Annotated in this window: 16 protein-coding genes; 11 read left to right on the top strand and 5 right to left on the bottom strand. The window is 69.1% G+C overall.

Going from position 1 to position 12,687, the window contains the following annotated elements:
* Positions 1-459 precede the first annotated feature (459 nt).
* Complete coding sequence (locus WDW90_RS30945; protein WP_336491370.1) at positions 460-1,158, top strand: alpha/beta hydrolase; 699 nt, start codon at positions 460-462, stop codon at positions 1,156-1,158.
* Between the two features lie 223 nt (positions 1,159-1,381).
* On the opposite strand, the gene frc is transcribed toward WDW90_RS30945, so the two are convergent.
* Positions 1,382-2,632 (bottom strand): formyl-CoA transferase, encoded by a 1,251-nt coding sequence (gene frc / locus WDW90_RS30940; RefSeq protein ID WP_336491369.1) that lies wholly within the window; start codon positions 2,630-2,632, stop codon positions 1,382-1,384.
* A gap of 132 nt (positions 2,633-2,764) precedes the next feature.
* Positions 2,765-3,193: a PAS domain-containing protein gene (locus WDW90_RS30935; protein WP_336491372.1), complete on the bottom strand. Its 429-nt coding sequence runs from the start codon at positions 3,191-3,193 to the stop codon at positions 2,765-2,767.
* A 424-nt stretch (positions 3,194-3,617) separates the two neighbouring features.
* Here WDW90_RS30935 and WDW90_RS30930 point away from each other — a divergent pair, with 424 nt between their 5' ends.
* The 8 genes from WDW90_RS30930 (at position 3,618) to WDW90_RS30895 (ending at position 8,919) form a co-directional block, all read left to right on the top strand.
* Positions 3,618-4,061: an OsmC family protein gene (locus tag WDW90_RS30930; RefSeq protein ID WP_336491367.1), complete on the top strand. Its 444-nt coding sequence runs from the start codon at positions 3,618-3,620 to the stop codon at positions 4,059-4,061.
* 67 nt (positions 4,062-4,128) lie between these two features.
* On the top strand, positions 4,129-4,497 hold the full coding sequence (locus tag WDW90_RS30925) for a YybH family protein (protein WP_336491366.1): 369 nt from the start codon (positions 4,129-4,131) through the stop codon (positions 4,495-4,497).
* Positions 4,498-4,745: 248 nt separating this feature from the next.
* A complete protein-coding gene (locus WDW90_RS30920; protein WP_336491364.1) occupies positions 4,746-5,477 on the top strand; it encodes a helix-turn-helix transcriptional regulator in 732 nt (243 codons plus the stop codon).
* An 84-nt stretch (positions 5,478-5,561) separates the two neighbouring features.
* Complete coding sequence (locus WDW90_RS30915) at positions 5,562-6,224, top strand: acyl-homoserine-lactone synthase (protein WP_336491362.1); 663 nt, start codon at positions 5,562-5,564, stop codon at positions 6,222-6,224.
* Positions 6,225-6,678: 454 nt separating this feature from the next.
* On the top strand, positions 6,679-6,915 hold the full coding sequence (locus WDW90_RS30910; protein ID WP_336491360.1) for a DUF6894 family protein: 237 nt from the start codon (positions 6,679-6,681) through the stop codon (positions 6,913-6,915).
* 119 nt (positions 6,916-7,034) lie between these two features.
* Positions 7,035-7,259, top strand: a complete 225-nt coding sequence (locus WDW90_RS30905; RefSeq protein ID WP_336491358.1) for a hypothetical protein — start codon at positions 7,035-7,037, stop codon at positions 7,257-7,259.
* 266 nt (positions 7,260-7,525) lie between these two features.
* The gene (locus tag WDW90_RS30900) at positions 7,526-8,248 is read left to right on the top strand and encodes a TVP38/TMEM64 family protein (protein ID WP_336491357.1); all 723 of its coding nucleotides are present in this window, start codon (positions 7,526-7,528) and stop codon (positions 8,246-8,248) included.
* The gene (locus WDW90_RS30895) at positions 8,245-8,919 is read left to right on the top strand and encodes a phospholipase D-like domain-containing protein (RefSeq protein ID WP_336491355.1); all 675 of its coding nucleotides are present in this window, start codon (positions 8,245-8,247) and stop codon (positions 8,917-8,919) included. The genes WDW90_RS30900 and WDW90_RS30895 overlap by 4 nt, the downstream gene beginning before the upstream one ends.
* A 99-nt stretch (positions 8,920-9,018) precedes the next feature.
* Here WDW90_RS30895 and WDW90_RS30890 read toward each other — a convergent pair whose 3' ends face one another.
* Positions 9,019-10,059: a glutamine synthetase beta-grasp domain-containing protein gene (locus WDW90_RS30890; RefSeq protein WP_336491353.1), complete on the bottom strand. Its 1,041-nt coding sequence runs from the start codon at positions 10,057-10,059 to the stop codon at positions 9,019-9,021.
* 480 nt (positions 10,060-10,539) lie between these two features.
* Between WDW90_RS30890 and WDW90_RS30885 the strand changes: the two genes are divergently transcribed.
* Complete coding sequence (locus tag WDW90_RS30885) at positions 10,540-10,737, top strand: DUF2735 domain-containing protein (RefSeq protein WP_336491352.1); 198 nt, start codon at positions 10,540-10,542, stop codon at positions 10,735-10,737.
* Between the two features lie 80 nt (positions 10,738-10,817).
* On the opposite strand, the gene WDW90_RS30880 is transcribed toward WDW90_RS30885, so the two are convergent.
* The gene (locus WDW90_RS30880) at positions 10,818-11,747 is read right to left on the bottom strand and encodes a glutaminase (RefSeq protein WP_336491351.1); all 930 of its coding nucleotides are present in this window, start codon (positions 11,745-11,747) and stop codon (positions 10,818-10,820) included.
* Positions 11,748-12,095: 348 nt separating this feature from the next.
* On the opposite strand from WDW90_RS30880, the gene WDW90_RS30875 reads away from it, so the two are divergent.
* On the top strand, positions 12,096-12,428 hold the full coding sequence (locus WDW90_RS30875; RefSeq protein ID WP_336491349.1) for a hypothetical protein: 333 nt from the start codon (positions 12,096-12,098) through the stop codon (positions 12,426-12,428).
* A 33-nt stretch (positions 12,429-12,461) separates the two neighbouring features.
* Here WDW90_RS30875 and WDW90_RS30870 read toward each other — a convergent pair.
* Positions 12,462-12,687: hypothetical protein (locus tag WDW90_RS30870; protein ID WP_336491348.1), on the bottom strand; the 226-nt coding region annotated here is incomplete at its 5' end.

The following is a 12,687-nucleotide window of genomic DNA, read 5'->3' as shown; positions in this document are numbered from 1 at the left end:
AACGCCGAGATCGACCCGGCCGCCGGAACCGAGAGCGGCAACATCGGCAGCCTCAACCCCCAGAGCAGCGTCCAGCGCAAAAAACCCGCAGCCTGACGGCCGATCCCGGATCGGACCCGCGGCAACACAAACAAGCGCTCCGACGGGGCCGCCATATCCGAACGTCGTCCGTGCGCCGCGGGACGGAGGATCCGCGACGCGCCCCCTCCCCTGCGGGGAGTGGGCCGGGGTTCGGGATACGGCCTCTCCGGACGTCCCTGATCTCACACCCGGTCTGCGTTCAGCGCACTCACTTCTCTCGTACGGAAGAGGTGAGTGCGCGCTCGCGCGCGGACGTGCGGTCCGCCCTCGCCCGCCGGATCGGAGGCGCCTGATCCTGGCGGGGCCGTGCCCCGGTCGACGCTCAATCGTCCTTGAATGAGCCCGGTCAGCGCTCGCAGGACCATCGAGGAAGACGCCATGACGGATCCCCACCTCGCCGGACGTCTCGACTTCGCCTACCGGCTCCCCACGAAGGAACCGCTGCCGCCGGGCCGGCACGCGCTCGGACTGTTCGAGGAGCGCGACGCGCTCCTCTGCGTGCCGCCCGGCATCCGGCCGCGCCGCCCGACGCCCCTTGTGGTGCTGTTTCACGGCGGCGGCGGCAGCGCCGAGAAGATCCTGCCCATGCTGGAGCGCCACGCGGAGACGCGCGGCTTCCTCCTCCTCGCCCCGCAATCCCTCTACCCGACCTGGGACATCGTGATCGCGGGCAACGGTCCCGACCGCCAGCGCCTCGACCTCGCATTGGCCGAGGTCTCGGCGCACTTCCTGCTCGATCCGACGCATCTCGCCTTCGCTGGGCACTCCGACGGCGGCAGCTACACGCTGTCGCTCGGGCTCACCAACGGGCACCTCGTGACCCACCTGATCGTATCCTCGGCGGGCTTCATGTCCGTTCAGATGCAGGCGGGCGCGCCCCGCATCTTCCTCTCGCACGGGACGCGCGACGAGCAGATCCCGATCGAGCGCAGCGCCCGCGTCCACGTCGCGCAGCTCAGGGCCGCAGGCTACGACGTCACCGCCGTCGAGTATGACGGGCCGCACGCCTACCAGCCGCCGATCGTGTCGCGGGCGGTGGACTTCTTCCTGGCCGGGGCCGAATCGCCCGGCGGCTGACCGGATGTCTTAAGCGGGGCCGGCGGGCGCCGGCCGCGCTCGGGCCGTGCGTCCGAGGCCCAAGCCCGCACCGCGATGCACGGCCGACCGATCCGCGGGCCGGCCCGCGGCGGCCCCGAACATGAGAACGGCGCGCCCCGGGGGCGCGCCGTCTGGTCTCGTCGGCTCGAGAGCCTTGCTCATGTCGGAGCGCCGGCGCCGATGCGCCGGCGCTCCGGGTTTGTCAGACGGCGCGGGCTTCGCGCAGCTTGGCGATCTGGTCCTGCGAGTAGCCGAGATCCGCGAGGACCTCATCGGTGTGCTCGCCGAGCAGCGGGGACGCCTTCACGTCCACCTTCATGTCGGAGAACTTGATCGGGCTTCCGACCGTCAGGTACGAGCCGAGCTTCGGATGCGGCACCTCGACGACCGTGCCGCTGGCGCGCAGCGACGGATCGTTGGCGATCTCCTTCATGGACAGCACCGGCGAGCACGGGATGTCGAACTTGCGCAGGATGTCGACCGCCTCGAACTTGGTCTTGTCGGCCAGCCAATCCTCGATGAGGGCGAAGATCTCGAAGATCTTGTCCTGGCGCGCGCGGGCCGTGTTGTAGGCCGGATCGTCGATCCACTCCTCCTTGCCGAGCGCCTTGCAGATCGGCGCCCAGGCATGGCCCTGAATCGTGAAGTAGATGTAGGCGTTCGGGTCGGTCTGCCAGCCCTTGCACTTCAGCACCCAGCCCGGCTGGCCGCCGCCGCCCGCGTTGCCGCCGCGCGGCACCACGTCCGAGAACTGGCCGTGCGGGTATTGCGGGTATTCCTCGAGGTAGCCGATGGCGTCGAGGCGCTGCTGGTCGCGCAGCTTGACGCGGCAGAGGTTGAGCACCGAATCCTGCATCGACACGGCGACCTTCTGGCCCTTGCCGGACTTGTTCTTCTGATGCAGCGCCGTGAGGATGCCGATGGCGAGGTGCATGCCGGTGTTGGAATCGCCGAGCGCGGCCGCGCTGACGGTCGGGGGGCCGTCCCAGAAGCCCGTGGTCGAGGCGGCGCCGCCGGCGCACTGGGCGACGTTCTCGTAGACCTTCAGGTCCTCGTAGTGGTGGCCGTCCGAGAAGCCCTTCACGGAGGCGAGGATCATGCCGGGGTTGAGCTCCTGGATCTTCGCCCAGGAGAAGCCCATGCGGTCGAGGGCGCCGGGGCCGAAATTCTCGACCATGACGTCCGATTCCCGGATGAGCTTGGTCAGGACTTCCTTGCCCTCGGGCGTCTTGGTGTCGAGCGTCAGCGAACGCTTGTTCGAGTTCAGCATCGTGAAGTAGAGCGCGTCCGCGTCCTCGACGTGGCGCAGCTGCGTGCGCGTCACGTCGCCGGCGCCGGGGCGCTCGACCTTGATCACGTCGGCCCCGAACCAGGCCAGGAGCTGCGTGCAGGCGGGTCCTGCCTGCACGTGCGTGAAGTCGATGATCTTGATACCCTCGAGCGGCTTGCTCATCTCGGCTCTCTCCCTTTCGGCAGTTTGAAGGTCAAATCTGCTATCCGGCCCGATCCTCGTGCGGATCGGGACCTGTTATCGTCGTCCCAAGACGAGGCTCGGCGAGCCGGTCCCGGGACGGTCCGAATTCGACTACGAGACCGGCGCCTCGAGTTCCGCCAGGCGCCGACGCATCTGGCGCTCCTCGTTCCAGCGGGCCGTCTCGTCACGGATGATCGCGGCGATACCCGTGACGGCGCCGTCAGCGCCGTGAAGCAGCGCCACCGTGAACGCGATCGACAGCGGGCGCCCGTCCTTGTGCAGGGCCGGCACGCGCAGAACCTGGGTTCCGTAGCGCGTCTGCCCGGTGCGCATCGTCTTGTGGTAGCCGTCCCAGTGCCGCTGGCGCTGGCGCTCCGGCGTGATCAGGTCGAGCGACTGCCCGAGCGCCTCCTCGGCGGAATAGCCGAAGATGCGCTCGGCAGCCGGGTTCCAGACCAGGATCGCTCCGGCCGGGTCCGAGACGACGATGGCGTCACCGGCCGCGGCGATCAGCTGAGCGAAGTCGAATTCCTGCGGCATGAGATCGCCGGCGACGATGTCGTGAGCCTCGCAAATGTCCTGCACGATCAGGCGCCGCAATTCTGTCCGTGAGCCGGCGCGATCGTCGCTCGGTCGTTGCGGGACAGGCGCGGCCGGGCGCGGGATGCGGTCATGACGGTCGTTTCCTCCACTTGCCGGAATGGGCTCTCCCCATCCCGAGGGCGTCGACGGCTTGACGTCTGGATCAGCGTTGTTGGCATTTGGTATGCCACATGGCAGCATAAGTCAAGGGCATGTGGAGACCGGACGAACTTCCCCCCGAGCGGGCCGCGAGGACCGATCGCCCGGAGGGCCGGCGGCGCGCCTCAGATCCCCCGGATGTTGGACGGATCGCGGGCACGGCCCTAACTCGCCGCGGCGGGCATTCCGGCGCGGGCCGGCCGCGCGCGAGGTGGAGAGCGAGATGTCGTCGAGCCCGAGCATCACGATCAGGCAGGTTCAGGGCTACCAGTTCCTGATCGATTTCGGCGAGACGATCTCCGATCTTCTCGTGGACGAGGCCGAGCCGATCGGCCGCGGCGAGGGACCGTTCCCCGAGCAGATCCTCGTCGCGGGGGTGACGAACTGCCTCTGCGCCAGCCTCGTCTTTGCCCTCGCCAAGTACAAGCAGGACGCGAAAGGCCTCACGGCCAGATCGAGCTGCCAGGTGGAGCGGAACGCGGAAGGGCGCCTGCGCATCACCGGCATCGACGTCGTGATCAGCTTCGGCGCCGAGGCCGGCGAGGTGCAGCGGATCGACAAGGTGCTCGACCAGTTCGAGCGATTTTGCACGGTCTCCGAGAGCGTGAAGGCCGGCATCCCCGTCACGGTCGCGGTGCACGACGCCGACGGACGGCGCCTGAAGTAGCGTCTCGCGCGTTGCACCCTGCGGATGCCGGGCGGGACGCTCGGACAGAGCATGACGGGAGGATCACATGACCGATTCCGCTGACGGCCCCGCACGCGAGCCGCAGGATCTGGCGCGTCTGTTCAACGCGCGCGCCAATGCGGGCGACGCCGAGGGGCTGGTGGCGCTCTACGAGCCGGATGCGGTGCTCGCCGCCGGCGACGTGGTCGCGACCGGACATGCGGAGATCCGCAGATTCTACACCGATCTCCTGGCGCGGCGGTCCCATTTCCCGCAGGCCGAGGAACTGCCCCCGCTCCGAAACGGCCCGATCGCCATGACCTTCGCACGCCTGCCGAACGGCACCATATCCTGCGAGGTCGCCCGCCGGCAGGCGGACGGCTCGTGGCGCTGGGCGATCGACCAGCTGAAGATCAAGCCGACGAGGTCCGAATGAGGATGCCGGCCGGGCGCGTCGTCTCGTCGGCGCGCCGTCCGCCGAAAGCTTGGCAAGTGCCGAAAGCTTGGCAAGCACAGCCGAAGGTGCCGTTCGGCAAGGACCTCGCTCTTAGTCGCGCGGTTATGGAAATAAATTCTTTTCCACGGAAGACATAGCCTCGGCGTGGCGGTGCTTGCTTTGCCAAACTATCTCATGACGCTGCCTTTTGATATGAACTGGCTTGCCTCACATGGGTCTCGCCATCCGTGCCCGACATTCGTCAGATTTCCTTCGACATCATCCACCGCCTGCGCGGCGCGAAGAGCCGGAGCGAGGTCTACGGCGAGCTTCGGGCGGCGGGCGGCCATTTCGGCTACGACGCGTTCCTGATCGGCGGCCTGCCTCGGACGGAGGCCGAGGGGCTTCTCGACTGCGCGATGATCACGGGCTGGCCGGACACGTGGACGGAGCGCTATCAAAGCCACGGCTACCTGCATCACGACCCGGTCATCCGGCATATCCGGAACACGACCGAACCGTTCCGCTGGGCGGACGCACCCGTGGACCGGGACGATCCGAAGAGCGCCCGCGTGATGGGAGAGGCACGGGCCTTCGGACTCGCCGAGGGGTTCTGCGTGCCGTTCCACGATTTCGACGGCGGCGAGGCCGGCGCGAGCTTCGGCGGGACGCGCCTGCACCTCTCCGAGGACGAGCAGGCGGGCCTGCATCTCGTCGCCATCTACGCCATGGCGCGGGCCCGCGCGATCTCTGCGGCGCGCGTGCGCGGGCTCGGCGATCCGGGCGGCCGCCTGACCGAACGCGAGATCGAGTGCCTCAAATGGACCGCCGCCGGGAAGAGCGCCTGGGATACCTCGCAGATCCTGTCGATCTCGTCCCGGACCGTCGAGGCGCATCTCGCCAGCGCGGGACGCAAGCTGAACGCCGTCAACCGAGTCCAGTCGATCGCCGAGGCGCTCCGGCGCGGGATCATAGCCTGACCGCGGCCGGGCCGAACCTCGTAAATTTACGAATGTCCGCCATCGACGCGATGACCGACCCTGGATGCAACCAGGAGTTCGGTCATGTTCAAGCTGCTGAGCGGACACGCCGCCATTGAGAACGCCGCCCTGATGGACAGGGTCTACCGGTTCCGTCACGATTTCTTCGTCGGTCATCTCAAGTGGGAGGCTTGCCGCAAGCCGGACGAGCGCGAGATCGACGCGTTCGATACGCCCGATTGCTGGCACGTGATCGGCGTGGAGCGGGATGAGATCGTCTCCTACTCGCGCCTGCTGCCGACGACGCGGCCGCATCTCCAGACGCACCTCTACCCGGAGATCCTGAAGGGCGCCGCATCCCCGTCCGGTCCCCAGATCTACGAGTGGACGCGCTGCGCCGTCGCGCCGAGCAAGCGCGAGAGCAGCCGCGGCGCGGATGCGGTGTCCGGCCCCTCGTTCACGGCGGTCGCGGAGGCAGCCGAGTTTCTCGGGCTCGATGGCCTGCTCGTGCAGACGCACCCGATCCTGGTCAGCCGGCTGATGAGCTTCGGCTGGGACGTGGAGCCGCTGGCGCTCCCTTGCGCCTACGGCGGCGCGACGATCCTGCCGATCTACGCCCGCCTGGCGCCGCGGACGGTCGAGACGCACCGGCAGGTGTTCCACCTGTCGGGGCCGGTGCTCGACCTCGGCCGTCTCCCGACGCCCCGTCGTCCGCAGGTCGAAGCCGCCCGCCGGTGGTCCGCGTGACCACGGCTCCCCGCCAGCCATCCGACGGTCGCCGTGATGCCGGGCCGGCATTCGCCGAGACCGGACGAGGCTCCGAACACGGCCCGGGAGGGGATGCCGAATGGCCCCCCGCCCGCCGGGACAGCGCGCGGATCGGCGAAACGTCGGTCCGCCTCCTCGACGTCCGGCCGATCGAGCGCGGCATGCCTCCGGCTGCGGATCTCTCCGGGCGGACGGGACCCTCCGGCGTCGCGCGAGGATGACTTCGGGAGCGCTGACGGTCGATGCAAGGCTTATTCGCCTCAATAGCATCCAGGCCGGAAGCACAATTCATCAACGAAGGACGACTAGTCCACGAAAGATCTGATGCGGCGGAAGAGTAGCCACGGCGACGATCCGATCCGCAGATGGGGCGACAGGAATGACGGGACGGCTCCGTCGCAGGGCCGCACCGTTCCCGAACGGGAGAGTGTTTATGTCGCGATACTTCTTCGACCTCCACGATTGCATCCCGATCCGCGACGAGCACGGTCTCGACCTGCCGGACCTCGATGCCGTCCGGCTCGAGGCGCAGCGCGCGCTTGCCGAGATGGCGGCGCATCATGCGGCCAGCAAGGACGCCGTCCAGATCCGCGCGGATGTGCGTGACATCGAGGGCGGCCGCGTCCTCAGCGCGACGCTCGTGATCGTGTCCGAACTCTACGCAAAGTAGCGGGGTCTGGCCCTCGCGCGGCTCGACGCCGTGAGCAGGCGCGGCAGCCCGGCAGCGGATCGCGGTTGGCACGCCGCGTGATTGTGTCGGGCTTCCCGTCACCGGGCCGAGGTACCGGCATGGAAGACCTGATCGCCGCCCCGCTCCTGGAGGCTCTCGCCTTCGTGCTCGGCTGCGTCCTGATCCACGCCAACCGGCGGCAGCCGGACCGGGTGACCGGCATGCTCATGCTGATCGGCTTCGCGGTCGTCATCCTGTTCGCGCTGGCCTGGGCCCAGGATCAGGGCGTGTTCGCCCAGCAAACCGGCGATCGCGGAGGCGTGCTCCTCGCGTCCACCGCCTGAGCGGGGCTCGCACGGGCGGAGCGCCGGCCGGCCGCTCGCGCCCGGCATCGGCGTCTCCCGCGGCCGGACATGCGCGCCGGGGCCGGCGCAACCTTGGCGCCGCGAGACGGTTCCCGGGGAGGCCGGCCTTCCGAAACTCCCGCGCGGCGAGAGGGTTTGAAACGCGTGAACCTGTGCACACCGCCCTCTCCGGCCGGTCCCGCCGTTGCGGGATCAGAAGTCCGATCAGGCCCCGCGCCGCTCCGCGCCCGGAGCGAGGCCGCCGCGTGAGAGAGGGTGCGCTGGTCCACTCGGGCGGGGAGTCCGACGAACTGCGATACTGGCTGATCATCGCCGGGGCGGCGGCGGCGACCCTCGCGGCTTGGCACCTCCTCCCGGTCGATGCCTGGCTCCGGGTCTTCGGCCGCTGGTCGGCCGGCTTCGGCATGCTGGGTCTCCTCGTATTCGGGGCGATCTTCCTCGTCGCGACGCTTCTCGTCGTGCCCTGCACGCCGCTGACGATCGCCGGTGCGGTGGCATTCGGGTGGTGGGCGATGCCGATCGTCCTGATCTCGGCCACGGGTGGGTCGCTTCTCGCCTTCCTGGCCGCCCGCACGCTCTTCCGGGAGCGCATCCGGTCCGCGATCGCGCGGCGTCCAGCGCTGAAGGCCACCGCCGATGCGGTCGGCGACGGGGAGTGGCGCCTGCTCGTGCTCATGCGTCTCAGCCCGTTCGTGCCCTTCAACGCCCAGAACTACGCCCTCGACGTCACGAATGTCGGTCTCGCCGCCTTCCTGGTCTCGACGGTGACCGGCATGCTGCCCGGCACCGGGCTGTGCATCTATCTCGGCCTGATCGGGCGGGCGGCCGGTCAGGAAGGGCCGATCCACTGGATCAGCCTCGGCCTCGGCCTCGTCACCACGGCGGTGCTCGTCGTTCTGACGCGCCGCCGCGTGCGGGACAAGCTGAAGGCCAGGCACCGCGAGCCGGGGATCCATCCGCGCCCATGAGCCTCGCCGGGACCGTGAACGCCACGCTTGACCGCGACGACTGGCTTCGCCCCGGCTCGACCTGCTGGCGCCGGGTGCCGGCGCGGCGCGTCGCCCTGCTGCATGACGGAGCCGCCTATTTCGCGGCCGCGCGGCGCGCGCTCGTGGCGGCGCGCCGCTCGATCCTGCTGATCGGCTGGAGCTTCGACCCGCGCATGTGCCTGCGGCCGGACGGAGCGGGCGCTGCGAGCGACGAGACGATCACGGCCCTTCTCCGACGCCTGAAGGCCGAGCGGCCGGAGCTCGAGATTCGCCTGCTGATCTGGAAGATGCCCTGGCCGCTCTCGGCGCAGAAGGATCTCACGCCGGACGAGGTCCGCATCGCGCTCGGCTCGGGCATCGCTTACCGCGCCGACACGACGCTGCCCTACGGCGCCTGCCAGCACCAGAAGTTCCTCGTCGTCGACGATAGCATCGCCTTCTGCGGCGGCAGCGACTTCGAGGCGAACCGCCGGGACACGCCGGCCCATCGCGACCGCGACAGCCGCCGCCTGCCGACCGGCGAGGCCTACCCGCCGCGGCACGACGTGATGATGCTCGCCGACCTCGCGCGGCAGCGATGGCTCGCGGCGACCGGCGGGCACCCGGCGAGCGTCGCGCCGGCCGGCGCGATTCTGAATCCCTGGAGATAGGGTACGCGGGCGCGCAGGACCGCCTCGGCGCCGGATTTCGCCGTGCCCGCGGGCTTGGCGCGGCGATCGGGTGACGGTCGGACGCGCCGCGGCGGCCGATCAGGCCGCGGCCGAGACGGTGGCGGAGGTCGGCACGGTCGCGATCGTCTTCAGGATCTGCGAGGCGATCTGGTAGGGGTCGCCCTGCGAGTTCGGGCGGCGATCCTCGAGATAGCCCTTGTAGCTGTTGTTGACGAAGCTGTGGGGCACGCGGATCGAGGCGCCGCGGTCGGCGACGCCGTAGCTGAACTCGTGGATCGAGGCGGTCTCGTGCTTGCCGGTCAGGCGCATGTGGTTGTCGGGGCCGTAGACGGCGATGTGATCCTCGCGCGCCGTCTCGAAGGCCTTCATGAGGGCCTCGAAATAGGCCTTGCCGCCCGTCTCGCGCAGGAAGGCTGTCGAGAAGTTGGCGTGCATGCCCGAGCCGTTCCAGTCGGTGTCGCCGAGCGGCTTGCAATGGTACTCGATGTCGATCTCGTACTTCTCGCAGAGCCGCTGCATCAGGTAGCGGGCCATCCACATCTCATCGGCGGCCTTCCGGGAGCCCTTGCCGAAGATCTGAAATTCCCACTGCCCCTTCGCCACCTCGGCGTTGATGCCCTCGTGGTTGATGCCGGCGGCGAGGCAGAGGTCGAGATGCTCCTCGACGATCTGGCGCGCGAGCGAGCCAACATTCGAGTAGCCGACGCCGGTGTAGTACGGGCCTTGCGGAGCCGGGAAGCCGGTCTCGGGGAAGCCGAGGGGGCGCCCGTTCTTGTAGAAGAAGTACTCCTGCTCGAAGCCGAACCAGGCGCCCTCGTCGTCGAGGATCGTGGCGCGCTTGTTCGACGGGTGCGGGGTCTTGCCGTCCGGCATCATGACCTCGCACAGCACCAGAACGCCGTTCGTGCGGGCCGGGTCGGGGAACTGGCGGACGGGCTTCAGCACGCAATCGGAGGAACTACCCTCGGCCTGCTTGGTCGAGCTGCCGTCGAAGCCCCAGAGCGGAAGTTGCTCAAGCTGCGGAAAGCTCTCGAATTCCTTGATCTGCGTCTTGCCGCGGAGATTCGGTACCGGAGTGTAGCCGTCGAGCCAGATATATTCGAGTTTGTACTTCGTCATTGCGAGTCTCTCGTCATTCGCTCCATGCGACCCGCGAGAAGGTCGGTCCGGTCTGCGATGCGCCCTGCGAGGCTGGCGGAGCTTAAGCATGTCCCATGCCACGGATCGACCCGGCATCGTCGGATCGGGCCGGCCCTGCCGCCGGGATCGCCCTATCGGCGGATCGCTAAGATCCGGTTCTCTCGGGGGCGGTCTGCCGGGTGGCGCTTCCGCGGGCAGCGGCGCGCGATGAGGTGCCGGCGCGGTGCTCGGTCGAGCAAATGCGCTGGATCCGCCCGCGCGCGTGATTCTGCCCACGGAAAGCTGCTTGCGGAAATGGCAAGCTTTTTCATGCCTATAATGTCAGCAGTCTTGCACGAATATAGTGCACAGCAGTGCAAGGAGGATGCAGCCTCTGCTACGTTGCTTTGCAGGTCCACGTGAGCAGTCCGCGTGAGAGGTTGATGCGCGTGGCACCGCATCGATGGGAGACAGGACCCGATGACCCACGGTTTCCGTCGGGAGACGGCTAAGATCTACCAATTCCCCGTCAAGGCGCGCGCGGCCTCGGGCACTGCCAGGGATGACGGCCAGGCAGGAGCCGAGATGCGCTCGCGCAGCGTCGTGGCGACCTCGGCCGGTAGTGCGTGGTATCACGAGGCGGCCGTCCAGGAAGCCGAGCGCCCGCGCAAGCCCTGATCGCGCGGCGCAAGGGGCGGACGCCGCTCCGCGGCCCGCGCAGCGTCGGCCCTGCCGGGCCGGACGTGGCGGCATGCGCATCACACGCCGAAGATCGACCAGCCCATGCGCTTCGTGAGCGTTTCGAGCGCGATCCGCCCGAGGTGTGAGTTGCCGGATGCGTCGAGCCCCGGCGACCAGACCGCGATCGAGGCCCGTCCGGGCGCGATGGCCAGGATGCCGCCGCCGACGCCGCTCTTGCCCGGCAGCCCGACCCGATAGGCGAACTCGCCCGAGCCGTCATAGTGGCCGCAGGTGAGCATGATGGCGTTGATGCGGCGGGCGCGCTCGGGCGGAACGACGGACAGGCCGGTGCCGGGATGGCGGCCGGAATGGGCGAGGTAGCGTCCCGCCATGGCGAGCTGCCGGCACGACATCGCGATCGCGCAGTGATGGAAGTAGACGCCGAGGGTGTAATCGACGGGATTGTCGATCACTCCGAAGGACTTCATGTAGCTCGCGAGCGCGGCGTTGCGGAAGCCGGTCCTCTGCTCCGAGGCCGCGACGGCTTCGTCGATCGCGATCGACGTGTCCTGGGCGAGGAATTGCATGAAGCGCACGATCTCCCCCAGCGCTTCCCGGGGCTGATGGCCCGACAGGATGACGTCCGTGACCGCGATGGCGCCGGCGTTGATGAAGGGGTTGCGCGGGACGCCTCGCTCGTACTCGAGCTGGACCACCGAGTTGAAGGGACTGCCCGACGGTTCGCGCCCGACGCGCTTCCACAGCCGGTCCCCGACCATGCCGAGCGCCAGGGTGAGGGTGAAGACCTTCGAGATGCTCTGGATGGAGAACGGTGCCTCGCTGTCTCCGCCGGACGCGACAGCCCCGTCCCGGTCGATCACCACGATCCCGAAGGCGCCGGGATCGACCCGAGCGAGTTCGGGAATGTAGGAGGCGACCTCGCCGCGGTCGGTCCGCCCCCGCATCTCGTCGGCGATATCCCTCACGATACGGTCCAGATCGGGCACGGCGCTCCTCGTTGCAGGTTGATGGTCGGGGCCGGCGGGCGGAGGGGGCTCGGAGAGGGCGGCACGCTCGCGACCCGGGCGGCGTTGAGGAGCCGTCCGGCCGGGCCGGGTTCATGCGGCTTGCCGGGCCCGCAAGCAAATGGACTGCCAGAGGCGAAGCTCGGTCGAGGCCGTCGAGTTGCGGGCCTCGGATGCGCGCGTGCACCGGACCGCGACCGGCATCGTCGGCGGACCGGCGCCTCGGCAGCTATGCCGGGATGCGATGCTTGCCCGGCGAGCGCTGCTTTCCATGCGCAGCGCGGCCAGGTGGTTCGTGCTATGGGCAGGGCGGCGACGAGGGAGCCCGCGATGACCACCGACGCTGCACCCTTCACCACGACGGATTTCGACACCTCGACGGATTTCGACGCCCTCACGGGCGACCTGCAGGGCGCGTTGGCCGCTCTGGCCGATGTCGAGTTCGGGTTCCAGATCGCGTGCGAGCGGCTCGACGCGAGTTCGGGCGCGGAGACGGACAAGACCAGGTGCCGCACGGATCTCGAAGCCGAGAGGGCACGCTGCCGCGAACCGCTCCTGCGCCGACTCGATGAGCTTGACCGACGCGTGAGGTCGCTGCTCCCCCTGAACGCAGCCTCGGGCGGCGTATTCGATCGCCCCTTCGCCCGGAGTTTTGCCGGGTAGGCGCATTGCGGCGATCCCAACGACCGCTCGGATTCAGCCGCGGACCTGGCCTCGACCGGCGTGGCCGACCCGCCGAGGCCGCGGCTGCACGGCGGGGGCCCTGCCCTGTACAAGCTGCCGACGCCGGTCGAGCCTGGATGCCCCGATGGGCTTGGCCGAAGCGCTTGGGGCGGTGTGTTTCTGTGTTGGGTTGAGGGGTGTGTTGCGCTGGAAGAAGGCGGCGAGGCGGGGTGCGATCTCGGCCTGGAAGCGGGCGCCG

The sequence above is a fragment of the Methylobacterium nigriterrae genome (assembly GCF_037106235.1).
Lineage (GTDB): Bacteria > Pseudomonadota > Alphaproteobacteria > Rhizobiales > Beijerinckiaceae > Methylobacterium > Methylobacterium nigriterrae.
Note: the sequence above shows the minus strand (reverse complement) of the source record. Positions and strands in the feature narration are given on the sequence as shown.

Coding starts and splice junctions, on each gene's coding strand:
- frc (WP_336491369.1), bottom strand. CDS start 2,632: ATGAGCAAGCCGCTCGAGGGTATCAAGATCATCGACTTCACGCACGTG.
- WDW90_RS30930 (WP_336491367.1), top strand. CDS start 3,618: ATGTCGTCGAGCCCGAGCATCACGATCAGGCAGGTTCAGGGCTACCAG.
- WDW90_RS30935 (WP_336491372.1), bottom strand. CDS start 3,193: ATGCCGCAGGAATTCGACTTCGCTCAGCTGATCGCCGCGGCCGGTGAC.
- WDW90_RS30875 (WP_336491349.1), top strand. CDS start 12,096: ATGACCACCGACGCTGCACCCTTCACCACGACGGATTTCGACACCTCG.
- WDW90_RS30915 (WP_336491362.1), top strand. CDS start 5,562: ATGTTCAAGCTGCTGAGCGGACACGCCGCCATTGAGAACGCCGCCCTG.
- WDW90_RS30905 (WP_336491358.1), top strand. CDS start 7,035: ATGGAAGACCTGATCGCCGCCCCGCTCCTGGAGGCTCTCGCCTTCGTG.
- WDW90_RS30895 (WP_336491355.1), top strand. CDS start 8,245: ATGAGCCTCGCCGGGACCGTGAACGCCACGCTTGACCGCGACGACTGG.
- WDW90_RS30890 (WP_336491353.1), bottom strand. CDS start 10,059: ATGACGAAGTACAAACTCGAATATATCTGGCTCGACGGCTACACTCCG.
- WDW90_RS30885 (WP_336491352.1), top strand. CDS start 10,540: ATGACCCACGGTTTCCGTCGGGAGACGGCTAAGATCTACCAATTCCCC.
- WDW90_RS30945 (WP_336491370.1), top strand. CDS start 460: ATGACGGATCCCCACCTCGCCGGACGTCTCGACTTCGCCTACCGGCTC.
- WDW90_RS30910 (WP_336491360.1), top strand. CDS start 6,679: ATGTCGCGATACTTCTTCGACCTCCACGATTGCATCCCGATCCGCGAC.
- WDW90_RS30925 (WP_336491366.1), top strand. CDS start 4,129: ATGACCGATTCCGCTGACGGCCCCGCACGCGAGCCGCAGGATCTGGCG.